Here is a 24389-nt window from a genome sequence, read left to right as displayed (position 1 = left end):
ACTTGACATGCGTGCACAACGATTGGCATGGGCAATTACCGGTTCCGGCCATTATCTGCGGGAGTCGTTGACCATTCTGCAAACCTTGCAGGAGGTCGATATCTACCTGAGCCGTGCAGCGGCCGAAATTATCCAGCAATATGGCTTTCAGGCTGCACTGGAAGCCACTGGCCACAAGGTCTATCAGGACAAAACAGCAAGCAGCGTCCCGGTCGAGCGTTTTTATGAGGGCGTATATCACACGCTGGTGATTTCACCTGCGACGTCTAATACTATCGCCAAAATGGCATATGGCTTTTCGGATAGCCTGGTCACCAACCTGTTCGCGCAAGCAGGTAAAACGCGGATCCAAAGCATTGTGTTTGCATGTGATACGGCGCCAGAGTTGGAGTCGGAAGCACCCAGAGACAATGTGGTCAAAGTCTATCCACGCCAGATCGACCTGGATAATGTGGCCCAGTTAAAACGCTTTGCGGACACCACAGTCGTTGAAGACATGGCTGGTTTGCAGCATGCGATTATGGCGCGTCTGGCAGCCGTGCATGAGTTGCATTTGCACCAGGGCGTACAGGTAGAGCACACTCACGACTAACACCATGAATCGACTGCTGTTCCTTACCGGAAAACTGGCAGAACACAGTCTGCATCAGGTATTACAAGCGATACAGGCCGACAGTAAACAGTCTCCGTTTGAATATGAAGTGAAACAGATAGGGGTGTCTGTTGCGGCATTGATGACGCCGCCCCTGATCGCCCGCCGCTTACCCAAAGTCGAGAATATTGATAAAGTCATTTTACCTGGTCTCTGTCAGGGCGATCTCGGCCTGCTGGAGTCGCAGTGGGGTGTGCCTGTAGAGCGAGGACCTAAAGACTTGAAGGATTTGCCACAATATTTTGGTCAGCAAGGAAAAGTGCCCGATTTAAGCCAGCATAGTGTGCTGATTTTTGCTGAAATCGTCGATGCACCAGATCTGACGGTTGAGCAAATCATCGCCAAAGCGCAGCATTTCAAACAGCAGGGGGCGGATGTCATCGACCTCGGCTGCCTGCCGGGAAAAGCATTTGCGCATATGACAGAGAGCGTGCGTGCGCTCAAGTCAGCAGGTTTTCAGGTAAGTGTAGATTCCATGCGTGAAGACGATCTGCTGGCAGCTGGTAAAGCCGGTGCCGATTACCTCTTAAGTCTGCATGAAAACAGTCTCTGGATTGCAGAAGAAGTCGCTTCTACCCCCGTGTTGATTCCAGCCAAGCCTGGCAGCATGCCCAGCTTGCAACGTGCCATCGAGCACTGCCTTAAACGGGAGCTTGCGTTTATTGCCGATCCTATTTTGGATCCCATCCATTTTGGTTTCACCGAATCGATTGTACGTTATCACAAGCTACGCAAAAAATATCCGGATATCGCGATCATGATGGGCGTGGGCAATCTGACCGAATTGACAGATGCCGACACCACCGGGATTAACGCCATGCTGTTCGGGATGATCAGTGAGCTGAATATCAACGCTGTGCTGGCGACCTCGGTCAGCGCGCATGCCTGCGAGGCTGTGGCTGAGGCTGATATTGCCCGCCGTGTCATGTACCGCGCCAAACAGGACAAACGGTTGCCCCGTGGCTATGATGCCGGCTTGCTTGGCCTGCATGATCGCAAGCCATTTCCTTACAGTGCGGCGGAAATTGCTGAGATGGCCAGGCAAATTAAGGACCCCAGTTTTCGCATCATGGTGAGCGAAGCGGGTGTACATGTCTATAATCGGGATGGTCTGCAGCAAGCGACGGATCCCTATGTATTTTATCCAGAACTGCAGGTACAAGACGATGCTTCGCATGCGTTTTATTTGGGGGTAGAGCTGGCCCGCGCGCAAATTGCCTGGCAACTGAAGAAACGCTATGTGCAGGATGAAATGCTGGAATGGGGTGTTGCCTCGGTCGCCCAAAACAAGCAAGCTAAAGTCGCGCATCGTGAGGCGTCTATCAAAGAGCGTCAGGAAACGGTCAAACCTGATCAAGCCAGTGGTGCCACGGTTCACGCATCAGCGAAAGAGCACGTTGGAAATTCAACCAGCCCGGAAAACAAAGAATGATTTACGAAACCATCATCACCACGTGCTCTCCTGAAGGTGAGGTGCATATTGCGCCGTTTGGGATCCAATGGCAGGCAGGGCGCGTGCTCATCATGCCTTACCAGCCCTCAACTACCTTGCAGAATATTTTACAGACCCGGTCGGCCGTCTTAAATCTGACCGATGATGTTCGTGTTTTTGCTGCCGCTATTGCCAGAAAAAAAATGTTTTCCACCTTGCCAGTCGAGCATGGCCACAGCGTGCGGCTAACTGACTGTCTGGCGCATCATGTATTGCGTCTTGATACAGTTGAGCCGGATGAAAATCGACCAAAATTATGGATGCAAGTGGTTGAAAGTCAGACACATGCGCCATTTATGGGCTTTAACCGTGCCCAGGCGGCAGTGGTTGAATTGGCCGTGCTTGTCAGCAGGCTGCATCTGTTGCCTGCTGAGAAAATTACGCAAGAAATGCAGTATTTACAAATTGCGATTGATAAAACAGCCGGCCCCAACGAGCTTGAAGCCTGGCAATGGCTGGTGGATTGCGTTAACAACCACCAGGCACAGCAAACAGGCATGCAACAGGCATAAGGAATCTATGCGCATATTAGTCAGTGTAAATTCGGTTGCCGAGGCGCAGTTGGTACTGGCCGCTGGAGTCAGCTTGATTGATTTGAAAGACACCAGTCATGGTGCGCTCTCTGCATTAAGTATGTCGCAGTCAGTTGCCATCATGCAGGCAGTGAATGGTTACAAAAAGCAACATGCCCATACGGATATTCTGGTCAGTGCCACCGTGGGCGATACTGCTGAATCCGTGGCTGCATTGCTGGAGTTGATCCAATCCCGTCTAGAGATTGGCGTGGACATTATCAAGCTGCCGGAAGCCATTTGGGATCATCCTTTGTTTACAGCGGCGATTGGCCAAGTGCTTGTGACAGGCACGCGGATGGTTGCGGTGTTTAGCCCTGATAGTTTATTGCAAACATCTATGCTTGAGTTGCGCTTGAACAAGCTCGCCACACAAGGGTATGTTGGGGTTATGGTCGACACGATAGACAAGTCTAGCTCAGTCTTGGACTGCGTTTCTATATTGCATATTCAGAAATTTACCGAGATGGCCAGACGCTTGCAGTTAATGGTCGGGGTGGCCGGCGGACTCAGACCGGCGTATTTGGCGCAATTGTGTTCGTTAGAGGCGGACTTTTTGGGTTTTCGTAGTGGTTTATGTGAAAAAGGGTTAAGGCAATCAAACCTGTTGGCTGAATCGATTGTGAGCGTTGTCAGGCAGCTGTCAGGAAACTGTTGCAAAATGAGCGCCTAAACCAATAAATACTTGGGCTTGTAGCTCTCTAGGCTTGCGCCTCTTGCACTGTTTGCGTATAGTTGGGTTTGTAAGTATTTTCAAAGATGTGGCGAAAATGCCCAATAACAAAGGAGTCAATGAATGAAAAAAAGTTTTTTAGGCTTGGCAATTGCTTCTGCATTTGTTTTTGCATCGCAAGCTGCGCAAGCTGAAGACATGTACCGCGGTGCTTGGTATGTTGTTCCAGGTGCCAGCTACATGCACACTGACAGTGATCTCGAAGCTGACAATGCCCGTGGTGGTTTCTTGTCCATTGGTAAAGAGCTGAGCGAGCACTGGGACATTCAAGGTCGTCTGGGTTATAACCGTGCTGATGAAGATACAGGCATTGCTGGCGCAGGTGGCAAGTACAAACAAACCACTTTGGGTTTGGACGCATTGTACATGTTTAGCCGCGAAAAATTCCGCCCATTCCTGCTGGCTGGGATTGGCGCAGCACGCAACAACGTTGACTACAGCAATGTTGGTTTGACTGACAAATCAAACACTTCTTGGATGGCAAACGTTGGTTTGGGTGCTCAATATTTGTTTAACGACAAATTTGGTGTTCAGGCAGATGTACGTCACCAGTGGAGCCGTGCTGATGCGCGTAACGCTGCTGGCACAGTGGATGCCGATGGTACAATCAACAACACCTTGGTTAATTTGGGTGGTATCTTCCGCTTTGGTGCACCAGCACCAGTGGTTGAAGAGCCAACACCAGAGCCAGCACCAGCACCTGTTGCTGCGGCTGAACCAGCTCCGGCACCAGCACCAGCTCCGGCACCAGCACCTGTTTGCAAGCCAGTGAATGAGACTGTGACTGTATCTGCTGAAGAGTTGTTTGGTTTTGACAAGGCTAACCTGAAAGAAAAAGGCCGCGTTACACTGGATGCAGTTGCTGCCAAGATCAAAGAAAATCCTGAAATCAAAGCTGTGATCGTCACTGGTCACACAGACCGTATCGGTTCTGAAGCTTACAACCAGAAGTTGTCTGAGCGCCGTGCAAAACAAGTGGCGGACTACTTGGTTGCTCAAGGTGTAGACAGCAGCTTGATCACTGCTGAAGGTAAAGGTAAATCTGAGCCAGTGGTTCAGTGCGAAGGTAAAAAAGTAAGCAAGAAATTGATCTCTTGCCTGCAACCTAACCGCCGCGTTGAAATCCGTGCAGAAGGTACGAAACAAGAAGGTTGCCAATAAGCACTGACTTGTGAGTTTAAAAAAGCCACGCAATTGCGTGGCTTTTTTGTTGCTGCACGCAGGTGGACTTTCAATTTGCCAGCCTGCCTCAGTTATAATCCAAGCATGAGTGAATCCCAATTTATCATCAAACCACGCTGGCTCGTTACTATGGATGAAGGGCCACAAGTGCGGGAGCAGCATGCAATTCTTGTGGATGCTGGAAAAATCAAGGCGATTGTACCCAAATCCGATATCCCGGATTGGGCGGTTGACTGGCCCGTCGTTGATTGTTCACAACATGTCGTGATGCCCGGGCTGATCAATTTGCATACTCATAGCAGTATGAGCCTGTTAAAGGGGTATGCTGATGATTATGCGTTGATGCCGTGGTTGAATGAGCATATCTGGCCAGCAGAAAAGAGATGGGTCTCACCCGCTTTCGTACAGGATGGCAGCTTGCTGGCATGTGCGGAAATGCTGGCAGGCGGAATCACCACATTTAACGATATGTATTTTTTTCCGCAAGCGACCATAGAGGCTGCCAAACGCACAGGGATACGCGCACATATTGGCTTAACTATTATGGAGTTTCCCAGTAATTATGCGGCAACTGCCAGTGAATATATCCGCTTGGGCACAGAAGTGCGCGATCAGTATAAATCCGAGTCCTCTATCAGTTTTTCTTTTGCGCCGCATGCCCCCTATACGGTGAGTGATCAAACCTTTACCGACGTTGTCACACTTGCCGAACAGTTGAATCTGGGGATTCATACGCATTTGCATGAAACCCAGGCGGAAATCGCGCAAAGTCAGGAGCAATTTGGTGTACGGCCGTTGCAGCGTTTGCAAGCGCTGGGGGTAATTGGTCCCAGCACCGTATTGGCGCATGGAGTACACCTTGAAAAGTATGAACAGGAGACCCTAGCAACTTTAGGCGCGCATATCGCGCATTGTCCAAGTTCTAATCTGAAATTGGCGAGTGGGATTGCGCCGGTGGCATCTGCGTTGCGTTCGGGGATCAATATCGGTTTAGGCACTGATGGTGCCGCCAGTAATAACCGGCTCGATTTGTGGCAGGAAATGCGCACAGCAGCCTTGCTTGCCAAGGTATCAGCGCAACAGGCAGAGGCTGTGCCAGCTTATCAGGCGCTACAGATGGCAACCATTAATGGAGCCACGGCACTGGGGTTGCAAGCACAGATTGGCAGCATTAGCGTCGGTAAGCAGGCTGATCTGATAGCGGTTCGTCTGGATGAGCTGAATAGCTTGCCTTGTTTTGACCCCATTTCGCATCTGGTGTATGTGGCTAGCCGCGAGCAGGTCACGCATACCTGGGTCAATGGTCAATTACGGTATCAGCGTTTACCAGATGGCCAACCACAATTTGCAGGCATTGAGACCGAGGCATTACGGTCTATCGCTTTGCAGTGGCAGCTCAAGATGCAACAGCCCGCACATTAATTTTGTTTAGGATAACATCATGGACAATGTCGAAATTGCAGAAGTAAACAAATTTGCTGAACTTGCACACCAGTGGTGGGACCAGCAAGGTGTCTTCAAACCTTTGCATCAGCTGAACCCTATACGTTTAAATTATATTGACAGTCGCGCGTTGCTTAAGGGCAAACAGGTGCTCGATGTCGGCTGTGGCGGCGGTATTCTGAGCGAGTCCATGGCACAACGTGGTGCACACGTGATGGGGATTGATATGGCAGACAAGTCGCTGCAGGTGGCGCAATTACATGCGCTTGAAGCGGCTGCCCAGGTTTCGTATCGCTGTATTGCCGTGGAAGCGTTGGCTGCAGAAATGCCGGAGCAGTTTGATGTAGTGACCTGCATGGAAATGCTGGAGCATGTGCCCGACCCATCCAGCGTGGTGCGTGCTTGCGCTGCGCTGGTCAAGCCGGGGGGGCAATTGTTTTTTTCCACGCTTAATCGCAATGCCAAGGCATACCTGATGGCGGTGGTCGGGGCTGAGTATGTCCTCAATCTGCTTCCCAAAGGCACACATGATTACAGCAAGTTTATCAAGCCGTCTGAGTTAGCGAGCTGGTTACGTCAATCTGGACTGGAGTTACAGCATCAGACTGGCGTCACTTATGACCCTTTCAGTAAACAATATAAATTGACAACAGATACCAACGTCAACTACATGCTACATGCGGTCAAAGAGGATTGAGCGCATGCAAGCCGTATTATTTGATCTGGATGGGACGTTGGTAGATACCGCTCCAGATTTAGCATATGCACTTAATTTGCAGCGTGAACGGCATGGATTGCCCTTTTTACCAGAAGCGACGATTCGCCCCTATGCCTCGCATGGGTCTCGAGGGCTGCTGGAAGTCGGATTTGGTCTGTTACCGGATCATGCTGAGTTTGAACAGATGCGCACTGAATATCTGGAGTTATACACCAAAGTCATGACCCGTCAGCCACAATTGTTTGACGGCATGGCAGAGGTGTTACAGGAGATTGAGCAGCGGGGGCTCCGCTGGGGCATTGTCACCAATAAGCCACGCCGGTTTACCTTGCCTATGATTACACACATGGCGCTGGATAGCCGCGCGGGTGCGGTCATCAGCGGGGATGATGCGCCCCAGCCCAAGCCGGCGCCCCAAACACTGTTATTGGCCTGTGAACGTATGCAGCTTGATCCTGAACAGGTGGTGTATGTTGGCGATGCCGAGCGAGATGTGCAGGCCGGTAATGCAGCGGGCATGACAACGCTGGTGGCTTTGTTTGGCTACCTGTCAGACATGGATCGGCCTGAGGCATGGGGTGCGGATGGCTGTATCCAGCAGCCCCAGGACTTGCTGGCGTATTTATAACTGAGCAGATTCCGCGCCAATTTATCATTGCGCTTGCCGCTCAGCTAATTGCGCTTGCTGCTGAGTACCGCCATCGCCGCAATATTAATATCTGCGACTAAAATACTAGCCAGCTGGCCGTCCTCACCCAAAATTGGCAAAGAGACCGTGAGGCAGAAGTCTTCGGTTGCGGTAGACAGATAAATGCTTGAAATATAAGGCGCCTGAGTTTCTGCCACGCGACGATAATAGGCTTGTTGGCTCCGGTCTATGCCTGCACCGCCAGCCTTGATTTTTCCATACATGTTGGGATTTATCCAGTTGGCATAGCGCTGTACACCGTTTGGCTCCAACTCAAAGATCACCTCAAAGAAGGGGAATTCGGCAAAGCAGCTATCCAAATCATGGGCGCCTGTCGAGCGTTGCGTGTGTAGCAGCGACTGTAAGGCGGACAGTGCTTTTTGCTGCCAGTCTGAATAAAATTCTTTTTTCGGCAGGATGGTTTGTGGCGGCGTATCTTCTACAACCACAATGCTGCCGATATTGGCTTTGCCTATCTTTTTAAGCAGCGCTGCGCGTTCCGCGGCAATGACGCTGTTTTCGAGCTTGCCTTGTTTGCCATTCACCACCGCAATCGAGACACTGGCGACCGGGTGATCCTTACCGTCTTCAGTAGTAAAAAATCCTCGTTCCAGATCTGTCGCGTCATACAGATGCACGGCCAGGGCCTGAAACTGGCTAATGATATGCAATAAGGTGTCATTAAGGGTAGGCGCCTTATGATCATAGATCAGCACAAAGTCATCGCCACCAATATGGCCCACCATCACGCCCGCTTTATCCTGAAACTCCTGTCGGATGATTTCGGAGAGGAGTCGTATCATGGCATCGCCACGGATAAAACCGTAGCGGTCGTTATAGGCCTTGAAATGATCCAGATCTATGTAGATCAGTTGCGTATTGGGATTGTTACGCAAGCTGTTATCCAGGGTTTGCCGGAGTGTGGGGCCTGTCGTCAGATGGCTTAAGGGGTGAAGATTGCCGGTAGCAGTTTTGCGGCTGATCAACTGAGCCATGATTTCCATCGGCTGCAAGATACCGACATAGCCGCCTTCGTCATTGACGGTGATCCAGATGTCGATATTGCCACGCTCCAGATAAAAAATGCGCGCCAACACCGAAGAGGGCAGTTTATGGTTGATGACCTTGGGCAAGGGGTCGCAACAAGCGCCCAGGCCTGTGGGTTTCTTGGAGAATACTTTGCCCCGCCGCAATACCCCCAGCGGTTTTTGCCCGTCCAGCACCACCGCCGTTGCAATATCGGCATGCGCGTTAAACAAGCGTCTGGCTTCAGCCAGCGTGCTGCTGACATCAATTGTCAAGCCGTGACTAATATATTCACCAATATGAAAATCATCAGGAATATGCGAACGGTGGGCTTCATCCCGTACGGGCAGTGCCGCAACCTTGTCGCTCGGCGTGCTTTGTGGCTGGGCAAAATAATGGCCCTGGGCATAATGCAGGCCTAAATCCTGGCAATAGGTAATATCCTCTACGCGCTCCAGCCCTTCAGCGATAATGGTGCATCCTAGTCGTTGCGCCATCGAAATAATCGCCTCAAGTAACACTGTCCTCACACGGCTGCCTTGTGCTTCATGCACAATGGCACGGTCTATCTTGATAAAGTCAGCCCGTACCTCAGCCAGGATGCGCAAACCGTTAAAACCGGAACCCATGTCATCCAGTGCGATGCGCAGACCATGCATACGGATTTCATCGCAGTAGCGCGCCAGTACTTCGGGATTGGTTTTTTCACTCTCAACAATTTCGATGACGATATCCCGTCGATCAATCTGCTGCTGGTTCAAGAGGTTTAAAATAAAATTGAGCCACCCTGGACTCATGATTGTTTGTGGCAGCACATTAATAAAGAGGGGCTTGTCCACAGAAATTGATTGTGACTTGCCCATCAGCGCCAACTGTTGGCAGGCTAGGTCTAACTCGTGGCTGCGTTTAACCTCGGCGGCAAGGGCGAAAGCCTCCATGCCGTTGAGCCACTTGCCTTCTGGTGTTTTCAGTCTGCATAAGGCTTCAAAGCCAAAGACTTTGCCGCTCTGGCCAAAGTCGACAATCGGTTGATAATGCATTTGTACATGTGGCGTCAGCTCAGACAGCAGCCACGGGTATTTATGCCGAGCATAAAAGGTATTGAATGGCATGGTGGCCTGCAAGGCTTCCATTGGATGCATGGCCTGCTTGTCCTGTGACACCAGCACCCAGGTATCTCTGAGCGTATGTGCAGGTTCCTCGGCAATGACACGGTCTAAAATCTGCAGTAGTTCTGCTTCAGTCTCATAACTGAAAGATGCGGTGTTGATGCCTGAAAAATGCGGACTTTCAGAGTTGGTATGACTATTGGCGTCAAAAGTATGCAGAAATAATTCCATGGAATACGACCTTGCTTTTATTTTTATTAGCTCACGATAATGACGTCTCGCCTGATTGAAAACCGGGAGGGCGTCATTTGTATAACGACAGGACAGAGTGTTTATGAAGAGAAAAAACGAAGATAAAAGACAAGTGTGCTTAAAAACTTGTTAAGGTCTTGGCAAAAGGGCATCAAATCGGGCAGTCATCTTGACTGCTTGACGATTGCTTTGCAGTTAAGTGACGGCTTTTCTTTCCAGCAACGCGGTAGACAGCGTGCCACTGTCCACATACTCAATCTCACCACCCATCGGCAACCCACGCGCAATCCGGCTGACGCGAATGCCACGCGATTTGAGCATCTGCCCAATATAGTGTGCAGTGGCTTCACCCTCGGAGGTAAAGTTGGTGGCAATAATCACTTCGTTTATCGCGCTGTCCTGTGCACGTTTGAGCAGTTTATCCAGGTGAATGTCTTTGGGCCCAATGCCATCCATGGGCGAGAGTTTTCCCATTAATACAAAATATTGGCCCTGATAGCTACGCGTATTCTCCAGCATCATGAGGTCGGTCGGCATCTCCACCACACATAGCGTGGATTTGTCTCTGTGGGTATCCTGGCACACGCTGCATACGCGATGCTCGCTGAAGTTGTTGCAATAATCGCAATGCGCCAGCTTATCCAGCGCCTGTTGTAGACTGGCTGCCAGCTTTTGTGCACCTTCACGGTCACGTTGCAGCAAGTGATAGGCCATCCGCGTGGAGGATTTAGGCCCCACGCCCGGCAGACAGCGCAGGGCACTGATCAGCTGATCCAGAACTGCCGGGTGATTCACGCCTGGTCTCCGCGTCGACGATAATATGGGTGGGCGTCAGGCACTAGAACGGCAACTTGAAGCCTGGTGGCATCAGGCCACTCATTTTCGCTGAACTGGTCGCTTCGGCTTTCGCTTTCGCATCTTTCAACGCAATCATAAGCAAGTCTTCCAGTGTTTCTTTGTCATCCATGGCCGCGTCATCAATCTGTACGCGTTTCACATCATTGCTACAGGTCATGGTCACTTTGACCATGCCATTGCTGGCAATACCTTCCACCTCAGTGTTTGCCAGTTCTGCCTGGGCTTTTTGCATATTGGCTTGCATCATTTGGGCCTGTTTCATCATATTGCCCATGCCACCTTTCATCATTGTCTGCTCCTGAAGTTACGTGTGGTTAATGTAAGGGTTTAATGGAATTTGGCACTATCGTTGCGCCCATTTCCTGCATCAGGCCTTGCACAAAGCGGTCACTCATAATCGCTTGTGTAGCCTGATCCTGTAATTCTGCTTTTTCGACGGCCAGCTGTCTGGCGGGCGTATTGGCTTCCTGGCTGGTGGTGATGATCAGTTGCAAGCGGCGGCCAAAATGGCTGTTTAAAGCAGCATTGAGTTTTTCGAGATAATTGGCACTGGCCAGGTGTTTATGTGACTCGCTAATCCGCAATGTCATGGCATCGTCCTCAAACTGGACCAGCTCGCAATTTTGTGCCAGTGCGCGTACCAGGCCCAATTTGCTCAAATGGTTCTCTACCAGCGCGCGCCAGTTGCCATCCCAGTCCAATGCAGCGCTTGTTTCTTGCGTCTCAGGCATTGCAACATGTACTGCTTCACTGGCAACGGCTGTCGGTGCTGGGGCCGAAAGCGCTGGCTGCGACATTTCTGCCAGGGGGGCAGTGGTGAAAGATGCGCCTGGTTCAGTAGCACTTTCGGGAGCCTGTTCCACCGCACGCTTGCGCATCGCATGATCAGCTGTTGCAGGGTTGGTTGCGCTGCTGGCTTGATAACTTTGCGCCAAGGCGGCGCGCGCGCTGCCAACACTCGGAGCGCTGCCACGGCCATGACCTTCTGTGCTTGACGGGGGCGCGGGTGTGGGGGCCGTTGCATCGGCTTTAAATGCCAGCATACGCAACAGCGTCATGGTAAAGCCTGCATAAGCATCCGGGGCCAGGCCAATATCGCGGTGACCTAAAATAGCAATCTGATAATACAGCTGCAGGGTTTCTGCGGGCAAGGCTGCGGCAAGTTCCAGCAAGTTCTGCCGCTCGGGGTGATCGTCTGCAATTGATTGGGGCGCGTATTGCGCGACAGCTAGCACATGCAACAAAGCTGCAAGATCGTTCAGGGCACTTTCAAAGCCGATGCTGCGCGACTCCATTTGCTGTGCGATATTGAGCAGGCTGGCTGCATCTTGTGCGATCAACGCCCGCAACAAATCATACAGATAGCTTTGGTCAATCGCCCCCAGCATGCTGCGCACATCGCTTTCGCGGACGGACTGGTTGCCATAAGCAATTGCCTGGTCGGTCAGTGAGAGCGCATCACGCATGCTGCCATTGGCCGCACGCGCTATCAGCTGTAATGCGGGCGCCTCAAATGGAATTTGCTCCTGGCCCAGAATGTCTTGCAAGTGGGCGGTAATGGTACTGCTGGCCATTTGGCGCAGGTTGAATTGCAGGCAGCGCGACAAAATGGTGACCGGGACTTTTTGTGGATCTGTGGTCGCCAGAATGAATTTGACGTGGGCAGGCGGCTCCTCCAGCGTTTTCAGCATGGCATTAAACGCCTCTTTGGTCAGCATATGCACTTCGTCTATCATGTAGACCTTGAAGCGGCCGGAGGACGGCGCGTAGATCGCCTGCTCAAGCAAGCTCACCATGTCTGCAATACCGCGGTTAGAGGCCGCATCCATTTCCACGTAATCTACATACCGGCCGATATCAATCGCACGGCATGCTTCGCACTCGCCGCAAGGCGTTGCGGTGATGCCGGTCGCACAGTTCAGCGATTTTGCCAGAATACGGGAGAGGGTGGTCTTGCCAACGCCACGGGTGCCGGTAAACAGGTAAGCATGATGCAGGCGCTGTTGGCTCAGAGCATTGCTCAGGGCCTGGACCACATGGTCCTGGCCCACCAGACTGGCAAAAGATTTGGGGCGCCATTTACGCGCCAACACTTGGTAAGACATCGCGCACTCTACTGATTAAAAGCAATAAGGCAAACCTGTACTTTAGCCTATTTTGCCGACTCATGCTTGCCACAAACCATAACATTAAGATCAACGCTGGCATGACAAACAGAAGGGCTGGAGAGAAGGGGCGAGCCCAACCCCCGGCACTTGCTTGATAGTTGTGGCTGCTTGCTTCCGCACCTGACCAGGTTGGCTACCTTACAATGCGGGGAGGCCCGCGGACGCTATTGTAACGCAAAAACGTTTTTTTACCGCCTTATTTTCGCCGTGCCTCATTTCACCTGCAGAGGTAAAGCTTCTGAAATAAACAATTATTTACCTTCTTATACACCAATAAATTCCAATCATCGCCCCGCATAATATTTGCATCCTATTAATTTTAGTGTGATTTGGCAGAAAACGATGGCAGCAAACGGATCATCCATGACAGCTTCAGAAGTTGCACGTGAAACCATCAAGCAAATGGCTGTCAGGCGTGTCGAACCGACACCGGACAATTACATGCAGATTTACTATGAGATTGCAGGTAAACCGGTGAAGGAGGATGCTGCCAGTGCGTTGCGCAAGGCATTGAAGCAGTTGCCCCACGACACGCTGGAGCAAACCAACTGGATTAACCGCTGGGAAAAAGTGCTTAAACAGGATAACTGGCAAGGGCTGGGGGAATTGCTGACTGAGGCCATGCAACAGCAGCTTAGTCATTCCACCAAATGGCCCAAGGCGATTCGTGTTTTATTGCAAGCCTGGGACGACAAGCGCAGTGGCATAGATACTGCCAGAAAGCGTGAGACGCTGGAACGTGTGCTCATTAATTTTGGTGATGACGAGAGCCTGTCCGACAAGTTGATCGGCATGGCGAATATGTGGTTGCCTTCTGAAGCCCGGGTTGAGGGGATTGCCTTGACTGATGCGGCTGACGCGTCCACAGCTTCGACGTCGCAACCTGTCTTGGATATATCCAGTGAACAAGGTTTGCCCTCTGAAGTACAGCAGTTCCATGGCGCTTTTACCATTTTGCAGACCTTATTGAAGCAAACACTTTACCTGGGCTTGATTCCCCGTTTGCAAGGGTATCCAGACTTGCAGGCGGAGGCGGTGGCCCTGCAGGAATCTGCCGAGCGCGCCAAAAAGCTGAAAGAGTGGGAGGCTTTGGCCAAGTCACTCAAAGCGTTATTGATGCGGGTCGAGGTGATGGGCGCGCAAGAAGATGACGTGCGCGGCGACATTATCGACTTGTTGCATTTGCTACTGGAAAATATCGGCGAACTGGTGGCTGAAGATAGCTGGCTGAGTGGTCAGGTTTATGCTGTGCAGTCGATTATTACCGGTCCGCTGGATAGAACCAAGCTTAAACAAGCCGAAAAAAGCCTCAAAGAAGTCATTTACAAGCAAGGGCTGGTCAAGCACAGTCTGATTGAGGCGAGGAACTCATTTAAAACCTTAATCAGTACTTTTATTGATAAGCTCAAATATATGGGTGAAGCCAGCGAACTCTACAGTGGCAAAATCGAGACCTATGCCAAAGAGCTCTCTCAAACTGATGATTTGATTAAAATTAATGAGCTGGTCAACCAGTTGATGCGCGATACTTCTGTCATGCAGACCGACATCCTGCGTTCGCGCGATGACTTGCTTATCCAACAGCGCAAGGCAACGGATACGCAAGACCGTATTGATCAATTGCAACTGGAGTTGCAGCAGTTGAGTGAGGTCGTCAGAATTGACCAACTCACCGGCGTGCTCAATCGCCGCGGTATGGACGATGCCTTCCAGGCCGAGATTGCGCGTTTTCAGCGTAGCGGTGAGTCATTTAGTGTGGCTTTGCTCGACATCGATAATTTTAAATCGCTCAATGACCAGCATGGGCATGCCGCCGGGGATGCTGCGCTCAAACATCTGGCTTCAGTGGTAAAACGTGCGGTGAGGCCGACGGATATTGTGACCAGAATGGGGGGCGAAGAGTTTGTTGTCATTCTGCCCAAGACCGACTTGCAAGAGGCGGTGATCATTATGTCGCGCTTGCAGCGATCACTGACCAAAGAGTACTTCATGGGTAATAACCAAAAGCTGCTGATCACCTTTAGTGCAGGCGTCGCCTTGTTCCAGAAAGAGGACGATGTCAGTGCCATTTTGTTGCGCGCAGATCAGGCCATGTACCTGGCCAAAAAAAGCGGCAAAAACCGGGTGATGACTGAAACTGATCTAGTTGGCAGCGTCAATCCCTAGCTTGTGCGCTTGGTCAGCGCTTCGTTGATCGACAGCGGTTTTATCCGGGATCACTGACTGTCATATCCAGCCGTGGGTTGGCATGATATGCTAGCTGGCATCTTGATTGAGGTGCCATGTGTCTACGCCAGCCAGCCATTTTCCTATTGATAGTGTCCAACATGCCTTGCATGAAAGCGAGCGCAGATTCTCCGCCATTGTTTCCAGCATTCCTGGACTCGTGTTCCAGATGCATATGACTGCAGATGCTCAAGTGGTTTTTACTTATGTGAGTGAGGGCTGCGAAGCCTTGCTGGGTATCCCGGCCGCAGCATTGCTCAAGGATGCCAACACCCTGTTTGATGCCATGGATCAACCTTCCGCCCATCTGTTCAAGCAAAACTTGCAAAAATCCGCCCGGCAACACAAACGCCTGGATTGGGAAGGACAAATCTGGATTGCCGACTGGCAAGACATGAAATGGGTCAATATCCGGGCTACCGTGCAAGACTTGGGGCAGGGCGCGGTGCAATGGGATGGCATTATGCTCAATATTAGCCAAAGCAAGCATGAAAAACAGGAGATCGAGCAAGCCAGGCAAGATCTGCAGGCACTGACGGCGCACTTGAACCAGGTCAAAGAGCAGGAGCGCGTGTCGATTGCGCGTGAAATTCATGATGACCTCGGCGGCAACCTGACCGCGATGAAGCTGGGCTTGTCGACCATCATCCAGCAAATTGAGGCCGGTGAGCCGGTCAACCTCGAGCAAGCGCATTTATTGCAAGGGATCATCAACCAGACGTTTGATTCCGTACATCGTATTTCTGGCAATTTGCGGCCCAATATTCTCGATCTGGGGCTGGTGGATGCGCTGGAGTGGCAGGTGAGCCAGTTCAAAAAGCAATTAGGCATCTCGGCAAAATTTATCACCAATTGTCATGATTTGGAGTGTGATCCCGACCAATCCATGGCGTTGTTCCGGATTTGTCAGGAGGCGCTCTCTAACATCGCCAAATATGCGCAGGCCAATGCGGTCGAAGTGGAGCTCAGCCTCAAGGATCAGCTGTTATTCATGAACATCACGGATAATGGCATCGGCATTGCCCCTGCCGACAAGATCAAATCGAACGCATTTGGCCTGAGAGGTATGCAGGAAAGAGCGGCGGCACTGGGGGGCGAGTGCCAGATTGAATCTTCCAGCGCCGCATCTGGCACTTGTATCCGGGTGCAAGCACCGTTCAAGCCCGCAGAGTCGTGACAGAATGGCTGATCCGATTTACAATCAACAGCGCAGTTTCTGGATTAGCCATGGTGCAACCAGCAAAACAGAGGGATCAGGTTGGATATACAAAAAATAAAAGTCATTATCGTAGATGACCATGCCATCTTACGTTCTGGCATCAAGCAAATATTGCTTGCGAGTGGGGATATTGATGTCGTCGGTGAGGCGGAGAATGTTGCGCAGGCGATTAAATGTGTACGTGAAGTGGCTGCCGATGTCATGCTACTGGACATTTCGTTGCCGGATAAAACTGGCATAGAAGCCTTAAAGCTCATCAAGCGAGAAAATGCTGCGCTCAACATCTTGATGCTTTCCATGTACATGGAAGAGCAGTATGCCGTGCGCTCCATTCGTTCCGGCGCTTCTGGCTATCTGTGCAAGCATACGGCGTCAGAAGAATTGCTCACCGCCATACACACGCTGGCCAAAGGCAAAAAGTATATTACCCCCAATGTGGCAGAGATTCTGGCCGAGCAGGTGGGGAATGATTATGCGGTGGCCTTGCACGAAACCCTTTCAGATCGCGAGTTTCAGGTCATGCGCATGATTGCTTCCGGGCAGTCAGTGAGTGAGATTGCAGATAAACTCGCACTGTCGGTGAAAACGGTCAGCATGTACCGGACGCGGCTGCTCGAAAAAATGCATCTCAAACATAATGCGGATATCACCCTTACGCCATTAAAAACCAATTGGTTTAAGGGCGCTTGACGTAGCACCGCACAATAAAAAAAGGCCTCAATCGAGGCCTTTTTTAATATTAATCAATATGCTATGAAATTTTCTTCGCGTAATTGATTAAGCCGTTGGTTGAGCTATCAAAGCTGTTTACCGGCTCGTTGGTATTCAACTGTGGCAGAATTTGGCTCGCAATCTGCTTACCATATTCCACACCCCACTGGTCATAGCTGTTAATGTCCCAGATCATGCCTTGCACAAAAATCTTGTGCTCATAAAGCGCAATGAGTTTACCCAAGGTAAAGGGTGTGAGCTGTTTAAACAGGATAGACGTGGTTGGGCGGTTGCCTTCAAACACTTTATGCGGCAGCAGATCTTCCAGTGCCTGGCCGCTCATGCCTTGTGCTTCCAGTTCGGCGCGTGCTTCTTCACGGGTTTTGCCCAACATCAAGGCTTGGGTTTGTGCCAGGAAGTTAGCCAGCAGAATTTTATGGTGCTGATCGTCTGGGCTACCCACTTTGTAATGGCTGTTGGCTGGCATCAAAAAGTCTGCCGGAACCATTTGTGTGCCCTGGTGAATCAACTGGTAAAACGCATGCTGGCCGTTGGTGCCAGCTTCGCCCCAGATGACCGGGCCCGTTTTGTAGCTGACGCGGCTACCGTCACGGCAAATAAATTTGCCATTACTTTCCATGTCTGCTTGTTGCAGATAGGCCGCAAAGCGAGACATGCCCTGGTCATAAGGCAAAATCGCGTGCGTATCAACATGGAAGAAATTGTTGTACCAGACCCCCAGCAAGGCCATGATAACAGGCATGTTCTGTTCCAGTGGCGCCGACAAGAAGTGCTGATCCATGGCGTGACCGCCTGCCAGCAACTGTTCAAAGTTGTCCATGCCGACATAGAGCGCAATCGACAGACCGATGGCTGACCACAGGGAGTAACGACCACCGACCCAGTCCCAGAAAGCAAACATGTTGTTGGTGTCTATGCCGAATGCCTGCACGGCCTCGGCATTGGTGGACAGCGCGACAAAATGCTTGGCCACATGTTGGTCTTGTTTAGCTGCTTGCAAGAACCAGCGGCGCGCTGAGTGCGCGTTGGTCATGGTTTCCTGGGTGGTAAAGGTTTTGGAGGCGACGATGAACAGGGTGGTTTCAGGGTCGCAGACTTCCAATACACGCATCAAGTGCGCGCCATCAATGTTGGAAACAAAGTGGGCTTTCAAGTTGGGGCTGGCGTAGGGTTTTAACGCATCACATGCCATGACTGGACCGAGGTCTGAGCCACCAATACCGATATTTACGATATCGGTAATCCGTTTGCCGGTAAATCCTGTCCATTGGCCGTTGCGTACTTGCTCGGTAAAGGCCCGCATTTGCGCCAGTACGGCATTCACTTCTGGCATCACATCCTTGCCATCCACATACACCGGTGTATTGCTGCGGTTACGCAGGGCGGTGTGCAGCACTGCACGCTTTTCGGTAATGTTGATTTTTTCGCCGCTGAACATGCGGCTACGCCATTGCTCAATATTTGAGTCGCGCGCTAACTGGAATAACTGGGACAGGGTTTCTTTAGTGATGCGGTGCTTGGAGTAGTCCAGCAGGATGTCGTCCACCGTTAAACTGAATTCTTCGAAGCGTTTGGGGTTTTGGTTAAACAGATCGCGCATTTGAACATCGCGCATTTCAATTTGATGCTGGTTCAGCGCATGCCAGCTCGGATGTGTGGTTAGTTTTGCCATGTCGTGTTGTTACTATCGTTTTTCAAGTCAATTAAATTTACGGGGCCAGACAAGGCAATCTCTGAATTTTCTTGTCTGGCCAAAAATCTTTACTGCCAGGCTACATCATATAGTCAGTGTAACCAGTTATTGTAACTGAAGTATGACACCCCCAAGTGGCGGCAAGTTTAGGCTGATGGAGGCTGGCTGGTTCATCCATGGCACGGGGTCACTAGGACAGCCGGAACCATTACCAACATTGCTGCCACCATAACAAGCGGCGTCACTGTTAAACAATTCCTGATAGTAACCCGATTGTGGTACGCCCAAACGGTATTGATGGCGCGGTACCGGTGTGAAATTAAGTAGGATTATAACAAAACTATGGTCTTTGCCGCGTCTGACGTAGCTTAATATTGATTGCGCGGCATCTTCGCAGTCTATCCATTGAAAGCCCTGTGCATCAAAGTCATGGGCATGGAGTGCGCTTTGTTGGCGATAGAGCCAGTTGAGGTCCTTGCAAACGCGCTGTATGCCGCGATGCATGTCATGTTCAGCGGCGGTGTCTTCAAGCAAATGCCAGTCCAGGCTTTGGTTGACGCGCCACTCACGGCGCTGGGCAATTTCATTGCCCATAAAGTTGAGCTTTTTACCTGGCATGGTCATTTGCAAGGTCATCAATAGACGCAAGTTGGCGAATTTTTGCCAATCATCTCCAGGCATTTTTTCGAGTAAGGATTTTTTGCCGTGGACCACTTCGTCGTGCGAGAAAGGCAGGACAAAGTTCTCGGAATAAGCGTACATCTGACCAAAGGTCAGGCGATTATGGTGGTATTGGCGGTAGACCGGATCCAGTTGCATGTAGGTCAGTACATCATTCATCCAGCCCATATTCCATTTCATGCTGAACCCCAGGCCCCCGGCATAGACTGGTCGCGAAACGGCGGGCCAGGCCGTTGATTCCTCGGCTATCGTCAATGCGCCGGGGAAGCGTTCGCCCACCATCACGTTCAGTTGCTTGAGAAACTCGATCACGTCCAGGTTTTCACGTCCGCCATAGACATTAGGCAACCATTCTCCATCTTTACGCGAGTAATCCAGGTAAAGCATGGACGCCACGGCATCCACACGCAAGCCGTCGATATGAAACTCTTGCAACCAGTAATAAGCATTGCTGAGTAAAAAGCTGCGGACTTCATTGCGGCCATAATTGAAGATATAGGTGCCCCAGTCCATATGTTCGCCCAGGCGGGGGTCTGCATGTTCATACAGCGCCGTGCCATCAAAACGCGCCAGCGCCCAGTCATCTTTGGGGAAGTGACCAGGGACCCAGTCCAGAATGACACCGATATTGGCGGCATGACAGCGGTCAATAAAATATTTAAGATCATCCGGGCTGCCATAGCGCTGGGTGGGGGCAAAGTAGCCCGTCACCTGATAACCCCAGGATTCATTCAGCGGATGTTCGGCAATTGGTAACAGCTCGATATGGGTATAGCCCATCTCTAGCAAATGTGGAATCAGCGCCTCTGCCATGGCGCGATAGCCCATAAAGTGGCCATTTGGGTCTCGTTGCCAACTGCCTAAATGCACTTCATAACAGTTAAAGGGTGCATGCAGCCAGTCATGCTGCTGGCGTTGCTGCAACCAGCCATCATCTTGCCAGGTGTACTCGCTATGGCAGATGCGATTGGCCGTGCCGGGTCTAGGCTCAAAGGCTCTGCCATAGGGATCGGCCTTGAGCATGACGTAGCCATGCTCGCGGTTGCGGATTTCGAATTTATATAGATCATGTTCGCTCAGGTGGGGAATAAATAACTCCCAAACGCCGGTGCTACCAATGACACGCATGGCATGGATACGGCCATCCCACTGGTTAAAGTTGCCGACCACACTGACCCTTGACGCATTGGGCGCCCAGACAGCAAACCGGACGCCCGCCACCCCATTCACCTGCATGGGGACCGCGCCCAGGGTATTGTAGGCCTGGTAAAAACGACCTTCAGCAAACAGATACAGGTCATCGGCAGACACGGTGCTGTCAAAACCATAGACATCCAGGGTTTCGTAACGACTAGTTTGCCCCTTGGGCTGAACTTGCAGTGGGGCAGGGGTTGAAATCGGATTATCTGACTCGTAAATAAACAAGCCCTCGGCATGCGCCTGCTGCATGGGCTGCCAATTTTTGCCATTGTTGAGCCATACTTGTTCTGCCGTTGGTATGAACACACGCACCTGCCAGCGCTTGGTTTTCGCATCCTGATGCGACCCCAAATATTCAAAGGGATTATGATGGGTGGCGTCTAAAATCCGTTGCAAATGATGATTGTCGGTGGCAATTTGATGAGAAGCTTTGGCAGTCATGCTGTCGGTATCCGGTTAAGCAGATTCCATGCTATCAAAAAAAGTTAAGATTTACGTCATTCGCCCCCGGAATTTCGTTGTCTTTACCCCAATTATCATGCAGACTGTGGATGTCAGACCTGCAGATGCAAAGCCTTGTGTCGTCTCTGCTGAAACGCGCAACGCTGACAATAATGACTGTAGGCTGGTTCCCAGGATCAGGAAAAACAGGAATAGCATCATGTCTCAAGTAGCAGAGTTTGTTGAACGTCGTAAAGCCAACCGGCGGCAAGAACGTCCCTCCGACCGGTTTATCAGTAACCTGACGAAAAATACCGTTGCCATTATCCTGGCGGGTGGTCGTGGCAGCCGGTTAAAAAACCTCACCGACTGGCGGGCCAAACCGGCTGTACAGTTTGGTGGTAAATTCCGCATTATCGACTTCCCCTTGTCTAATTGCATTAACTCTGGCATCCGCCGCATTAATGTGGCGACCCAATACAAAGCGCAAAGCCTGATTCAGCATGTTCAGCGCGGCTGGGGCTTTTTGCGTGGGGAGTTTAACGAATACGTCAACATTATTCCTGCCCAGCAGCGTCTGGGCGAGGAGTGGTACAAAGGCACGGCTGATGCGGTCTATCAGAATATTGATTTGCTGCGAGAGAATGGCGGCGAATATATATTGGTCCTGGCCGGCGATCATATCTATAAAATGGACTACGGCAAAATGCTGGCGACGCATGCGCGCAGCAATGCCGATATGACCATTGCCTGCATCAATGTGCCGCTCGAAGACGCCAAAGGGTTTGGGGTATTGGAGGTGGACGCCACCGACCGCGTGATCGCCTTTGATGAAAAGCCAGCGCATCCCAAGCCTAGCCCGAACAATCCCGAGGTGGCTTTTGCCAGCATGGGTATTTATATCTTCAATGCCAAGTTTTTGTACGAACAATTGATCCGGGATGCTTATGACCGCAAGTCACACCACGACTTTGGGCAGGACATTATTCCTTACATCATCAAAAAATACCGGGTACAGGCGCACCGATTTACCGATAGTTGCGTCGGTGCACAAGGCAACAACTTTTACTGGCGGGATGTGGGAACCATAGATGCCTACTGGGAAGCCAATATGGAGCTGACCAAGGTGATTCCAGAGCTCAATCTGTATGACAGTGAATGGCCGATCTGGACTTATCAGGAACAACTGCCGCCGGCCAAATTTGTATTCAAGGATGAAGGCCGTACGGGCAAGGCGACAGACTCGCTGGTGTCAGGGGGCTGCCTGATCAGTGGTTCTTGCGTGTCTAACTCAGTGCTTTTTTCCGGCGTGCATGTAGCGGATTATTCCGATCTGGATGGCGCTGTAGTGCTGCCCAAGGTCAAAATTAACGAGGGGGTCATCATGCGCAACGCGGTGATAGACCGCGGCTGCGAGATTCCTGCTGGCATGCAGATCGGTGTCGATCTGGAGCGCGATAGAAAGCGCTTTCATGTCTCTGAAAAAGGCATCGTACTGGTCACACCCGACATGCTGGGCCAAGATTTATACCGTGTGAAGTAGTTTAAAAGTCATTGAGTGAGTGAAAGAGGTTGAAGGATGTCCGATAAAAAATTGCTCTTAAATTTATATTGGCACATGCACCAACCGGATTACCGTGATCTGGTGACAGGCGAGTTTGTGCTGCCATGGACGTATTTGCATGCGCTCAAGGATTACAGTGATATGGCCTTTCACCTGGAGCAAAATCCAAACGCCAGGGTAACGTTCAATTTTGTACCTATTCTGGTGGAGCAGCTCGAAGATTATGCTGAGCAGTCACGGTCCGGACAGTGGCGCGACCCATTACTGCGTTTGCTGGCAAATCCCAATCTGGAAAACATCACGGATGAAGAGTGTCGCCTGATTGTGGACAGCTGTTTCAAGGCACATCATGAAAAAATGTTGAGTCCTTTTCCGCATTATCAGCGTTTGCTCAAGCTGTATGAACTGGTGGCGCCTATCATGCAAAACGGCCAGTTTCATTATCTCTCGGCACAATATAAAGTGGACTTGCTGGTCTGGTATCACCTGGCATGGACGGGGGAGAGCTTGCGCCGCAAAAACAAAACTGTGCAAACCCTGATGCAAAAAGGCGTGTTGTTTACCCTGGAAGACAGGCAAGCGCTGTTAGACGTGATCAGCGAGACCTTGCAAGGCATTTTGCCGCGCTATCAGGCCTTGCTGAAAAAAGGCCGCATTGAAATGACCACCACGCCTTACTACCATCCCATCTTGCCATTGCTCATTGATTTGGAAAGTGCGCGTGACGCCATGCCCGATGCGCCGTTGCCGCAGTCAGCCACCTATCCAGACGGTTATCCGCGTGCGATTGCTCATGTGCAGGCGGCACAGCGCTATCATGAAAAAATATTTGGTCAGCCCGCCAATGGCATGTGGCCTGCTGAAGGCGCGGTCTCACATCCTGCACTATCGTTGCTGGCCGAGCAGGGCGTGGCCTGGGCAGCCACTGGCCAGGGTGTGCTCGCCAACAGCTTGCGTAAACTTGGGCTGCCGCACGACACGCCATCGCAATACCTGTATCAGCCTTATAAGATCACCAATGGTCAGCAAGATATTGTGTGCTTTTTCCGTGACGACCATCTGTCTGACAAAATTGGTTTTGAGTATTCCAAGCAATACGCAAGTGAAGCGGTGCATGACTTTATTCAGTCGCTGGAGCATATCCTGGCCAACAGTGAAGAGACGCCGGTGGTTAGCGTGATTCTGGATGGCGAGAATGCCTGGGAATACTATCCATACAACGGTTATTATTTCTTGCACGAGCTCTATCAGGCGCTGGCGCAGCATCCGGATATCCAGATGACGACTTTTAGCGATATTCTCGCCTTGCAGCAGAAACACACATTGCCAGCGCCACGCTTGCTGGATGATATTTGCGCCGGGAGTTGGGTCTATGGCACCTTTAGTACCTGGATTGGGGAGCCGGCCAAAAACCGTGCCTGGGATCTGTTGTGCGAAGCCAAGCGGCATTATGATCAACAGATACACCAACTTTCAGCCGAACAGAAACAAAAGTGCCAGCAGCAATTGGCCCTGTGCGAAGGTTCGGACTGGTTCTGGTGGTTTGGCGATTACAACAGCGCCCAAAGCGTAAAAAGTTTTGACCAGCTCTATCGCCGTAATTTGAGCAACCTGTACAAATTACTTGGCCTGACAGCCCCTGCACATTTGTTACAACCCATCAGCCTGGGCGGTGGCGATGCCGAAAATGCAGGCACCATGCGCCGGGGCAATGCCTGATTCTTTCAACTGATTTGAATG

General features: G+C 51.1%; 18 protein-coding genes, 1 other RNA gene and 1 pseudogene. 13 read left to right on the top strand and 7 right to left on the bottom strand.

Annotated elements, in window-relative coordinates:
* Positions 1 to 7: 7 nt before the first annotated feature.
* The 8 genes from INP77_RS04845 to INP77_RS04810 all read left to right on the top strand — a co-directional run bounded on the left by INP77_RS04845 (position 8) and on the right by INP77_RS04810 (position 7420).
* Positions 8 to 592 (top strand): flavoprotein, encoded by a 585-nt coding sequence (locus INP77_RS04845; protein WP_194747737.1) that lies wholly within the window; start codon positions 8 to 10, stop codon positions 590 to 592.
* Positions 593 to 596: 4 nt separating this feature from the next.
* Positions 597 to 2084: a DUF6513 domain-containing protein gene (locus INP77_RS04840; protein WP_228518733.1), complete on the top strand. Its 1488-nt coding sequence runs from the start codon at positions 597 to 599 to the stop codon at positions 2082 to 2084.
* Positions 2081 to 2656 (top strand): DUF447 domain-containing protein, encoded by a 576-nt coding sequence (locus tag INP77_RS04835; protein ID WP_194747736.1) that lies wholly within the window; start codon positions 2081 to 2083, stop codon positions 2654 to 2656. The genes INP77_RS04840 and INP77_RS04835 overlap by 4 nt, the downstream gene beginning before the upstream one ends.
* 7 nt (positions 2657 to 2663) lie before the next feature.
* On the top strand, positions 2664 to 3389 hold the full coding sequence (locus INP77_RS04830) for a (5-formylfuran-3-yl)methyl phosphate synthase (RefSeq protein WP_194747735.1): 726 nt from the start codon (positions 2664 to 2666) through the stop codon (positions 3387 to 3389).
* A 123-nt stretch (positions 3390 to 3512) separates the two neighbouring features.
* Complete coding sequence (locus tag INP77_RS04825; protein ID WP_194747734.1) at positions 3513 to 4610, top strand: OmpA family protein; 1098 nt, start codon at positions 3513 to 3515, stop codon at positions 4608 to 4610.
* A gap of 105 nt (positions 4611 to 4715) precedes the next feature.
* Positions 4716 to 6053 (top strand): TRZ/ATZ family hydrolase, encoded by a 1338-nt coding sequence (locus INP77_RS04820; RefSeq protein ID WP_194747733.1) that lies wholly within the window; start codon positions 4716 to 4718, stop codon positions 6051 to 6053.
* A 19-nt stretch (positions 6054 to 6072) separates the two neighbouring features.
* Entirely contained in the window at positions 6073 to 6771 is a 699-nt protein-coding gene (ubiG, locus tag INP77_RS04815; protein WP_194747732.1) for a bifunctional 2-polyprenyl-6-hydroxyphenol methylase/3-demethylubiquinol 3-O-methyltransferase UbiG, read from the top strand.
* Between the two features lie 4 nt (positions 6772 to 6775).
* Positions 6776 to 7420: an HAD family hydrolase gene (locus tag INP77_RS04810; protein WP_194747731.1), complete on the top strand. Its 645-nt coding sequence runs from the start codon at positions 6776 to 6778 to the stop codon at positions 7418 to 7420.
* 44 nt (positions 7421 to 7464) lie between these two features.
* Here INP77_RS04810 and INP77_RS04805 read toward each other — a convergent pair whose 3' ends face one another.
* The 5 genes from INP77_RS04805 to ffs all read right to left on the bottom strand — a co-directional run bounded on the left by INP77_RS04805 (position 7465) and on the right by ffs (position 13053).
* Positions 7465 to 9846: an EAL domain-containing protein gene (locus INP77_RS04805; protein ID WP_194747729.1), complete on the bottom strand. Its 2382-nt coding sequence runs from the start codon at positions 9844 to 9846 to the stop codon at positions 7465 to 7467.
* A gap of 216 nt (positions 9847 to 10062) precedes the next feature.
* A complete protein-coding gene (recR, locus tag INP77_RS04800) occupies positions 10063 to 10662 on the bottom strand; it encodes a recombination mediator RecR (protein WP_194747727.1) in 600 nt (199 codons plus the stop codon).
* Positions 10663 to 10705: 43 nt separating this feature from the next.
* Positions 10706 to 11014 carry a YbaB/EbfC family nucleoid-associated protein gene (locus INP77_RS04795; RefSeq protein ID WP_194747725.1) on the bottom strand — a complete coding sequence of 103 codons (309 nt, stop codon included), beginning with the start codon at positions 11012 to 11014 and terminating at the stop codon, positions 10706 to 10708.
* 25 nt (positions 11015 to 11039) lie between these two features.
* The gene (gene dnaX / locus INP77_RS04790; protein ID WP_194747723.1) at positions 11040 to 12830 is read right to left on the bottom strand and encodes a DNA polymerase III subunit gamma/tau; all 1791 of its coding nucleotides are present in this window, start codon (positions 12828 to 12830) and stop codon (positions 11040 to 11042) included.
* 126 nt (positions 12831 to 12956) lie between these two features.
* Positions 12957 to 13053: signal recognition particle sRNA small type (gene ffs / locus INP77_RS04785), an RNA gene on the bottom strand.
* A 203-nt stretch (positions 13054 to 13256) separates the two neighbouring features.
* Between ffs and INP77_RS04780 the strand changes: the two genes are divergently transcribed.
* The 3 genes and pseudogenes from INP77_RS04780 to INP77_RS04770 all read left to right on the top strand — a co-directional run bounded on the left by INP77_RS04780 (position 13257) and on the right by INP77_RS04770 (position 17018).
* Positions 13257 to 15059 (top strand): GGDEF domain-containing protein, encoded by a 1803-nt coding sequence (locus INP77_RS04780; RefSeq protein WP_194747721.1) that lies wholly within the window; start codon positions 13257 to 13259, stop codon positions 15057 to 15059.
* A gap of 118 nt (positions 15060 to 15177) precedes the next feature.
* Positions 15178 to 16296: an ATP-binding protein gene (locus tag INP77_RS04775; RefSeq protein WP_275355396.1), complete on the top strand. Its 1119-nt coding sequence runs from the start codon at positions 15178 to 15180 to the stop codon at positions 16294 to 16296.
* Between the two features lie 81 nt (positions 16297 to 16377).
* Positions 16378 to 17018: pseudogene (locus INP77_RS04770) on the top strand (response regulator).
* Positions 17019 to 17089: 71 nt separating this feature from the next.
* On the opposite strand, the gene pgi reads toward INP77_RS04770, so the two are convergent.
* Positions 17090 to 18742 (bottom strand): glucose-6-phosphate isomerase, encoded by a 1653-nt coding sequence (gene pgi, locus INP77_RS04765; protein WP_194747715.1) that lies wholly within the window; start codon positions 18740 to 18742, stop codon positions 17090 to 17092.
* Positions 18743 to 18868: 126 nt separating this feature from the next.
* Complete coding sequence (gene glgB, locus INP77_RS04760; protein WP_194747713.1) at positions 18869 to 21085, bottom strand: 1,4-alpha-glucan branching protein GlgB; 2217 nt, start codon at positions 21083 to 21085, stop codon at positions 18869 to 18871.
* A 220-nt stretch (positions 21086 to 21305) separates the two neighbouring features.
* Here glgB and glgC point away from each other — a divergent pair, with 220 nt between their 5' ends.
* Positions 21306 to 22628 (top strand): glucose-1-phosphate adenylyltransferase, encoded by a 1323-nt coding sequence (glgC, locus tag INP77_RS04755; RefSeq protein ID WP_194747711.1) that lies wholly within the window; start codon positions 21306 to 21308, stop codon positions 22626 to 22628.
* Between the two features lie 36 nt (positions 22629 to 22664).
* The gene (locus INP77_RS04750; RefSeq protein WP_194747710.1) at positions 22665 to 24368 is read left to right on the top strand and encodes a glycoside hydrolase family 57 protein; all 1704 of its coding nucleotides are present in this window, start codon (positions 22665 to 22667) and stop codon (positions 24366 to 24368) included.
* The last annotated feature ends 21 nt before the right edge of the window (positions 24369 to 24389 follow it).

It is taken from the genome of Methylophilus sp. 13, assembly GCF_015354335.1.
Lineage (GTDB): Bacteria > Pseudomonadota > Gammaproteobacteria > Burkholderiales > Methylophilaceae > Methylophilus > Methylophilus glucosoxydans.
The sequence above is the reverse complement of the archived record's forward strand: the minus strand, read 5'-3'. Positions and strand labels throughout refer to the sequence as shown.

Excerpts from the sequence above, each read along its gene's own strand:
- INP77_RS04750 (WP_194747710.1), top strand. The coding sequence starts at position 22,665 with ATGTCCGATAAAAAATTGCTCTTAAATTTATATTGGCACATGCACCAA.
- INP77_RS04810 (WP_194747731.1), top strand. The coding sequence starts at position 6,776 with ATGCAAGCCGTATTATTTGATCTGGATGGGACGTTGGTAGATACCGCT.
- INP77_RS04830 (WP_194747735.1), top strand. The coding sequence starts at position 2,664 with ATGCGCATATTAGTCAGTGTAAATTCGGTTGCCGAGGCGCAGTTGGTA.
- dnaX (WP_194747723.1), bottom strand. The coding sequence starts at position 12,830 with ATGTCTTACCAAGTGTTGGCGCGTAAATGGCGCCCCAAATCTTTTGCC.
- INP77_RS04825 (WP_194747734.1), top strand. The coding sequence starts at position 3,513 with ATGAAAAAAAGTTTTTTAGGCTTGGCAATTGCTTCTGCATTTGTTTTT.
- INP77_RS04840 (WP_228518733.1), top strand. The coding sequence starts at position 597 with ATGAATCGACTGCTGTTCCTTACCGGAAAACTGGCAGAACACAGTCTG.
- glgB (WP_194747713.1), bottom strand. The coding sequence starts at position 21,085 with ATGACTGCCAAAGCTTCTCATCAAATTGCCACCGACAATCATCATTTG.
- ubiG (WP_194747732.1), top strand. The coding sequence starts at position 6,073 with ATGGACAATGTCGAAATTGCAGAAGTAAACAAATTTGCTGAACTTGCA.
- INP77_RS04820 (WP_194747733.1), top strand. The coding sequence starts at position 4,716 with ATGAGTGAATCCCAATTTATCATCAAACCACGCTGGCTCGTTACTATG.
- glgC (WP_194747711.1), top strand. The coding sequence starts at position 21,306 with ATGTCTCAAGTAGCAGAGTTTGTTGAACGTCGTAAAGCCAACCGGCGG.
- pgi (WP_194747715.1), bottom strand. The coding sequence starts at position 18,742 with ATGGCAAAACTAACCACACATCCGAGCTGGCATGCGCTGAACCAGCAT.
- INP77_RS04845 (WP_194747737.1), top strand. The coding sequence starts at position 8 with ATGCGTGCACAACGATTGGCATGGGCAATTACCGGTTCCGGCCATTAT.
- INP77_RS04780 (WP_194747721.1), top strand. The coding sequence starts at position 13,257 with ATGACAGCTTCAGAAGTTGCACGTGAAACCATCAAGCAAATGGCTGTC.
- INP77_RS04835 (WP_194747736.1), top strand. The coding sequence starts at position 2,081 with ATGATTTACGAAACCATCATCACCACGTGCTCTCCTGAAGGTGAGGTG.
- INP77_RS04805 (WP_194747729.1), bottom strand. The coding sequence starts at position 9,846 with ATGGAATTATTTCTGCATACTTTTGACGCCAATAGTCATACCAACTCT.
- INP77_RS04795 (WP_194747725.1), bottom strand. The coding sequence starts at position 11,014 with ATGATGAAAGGTGGCATGGGCAATATGATGAAACAGGCCCAAATGATG.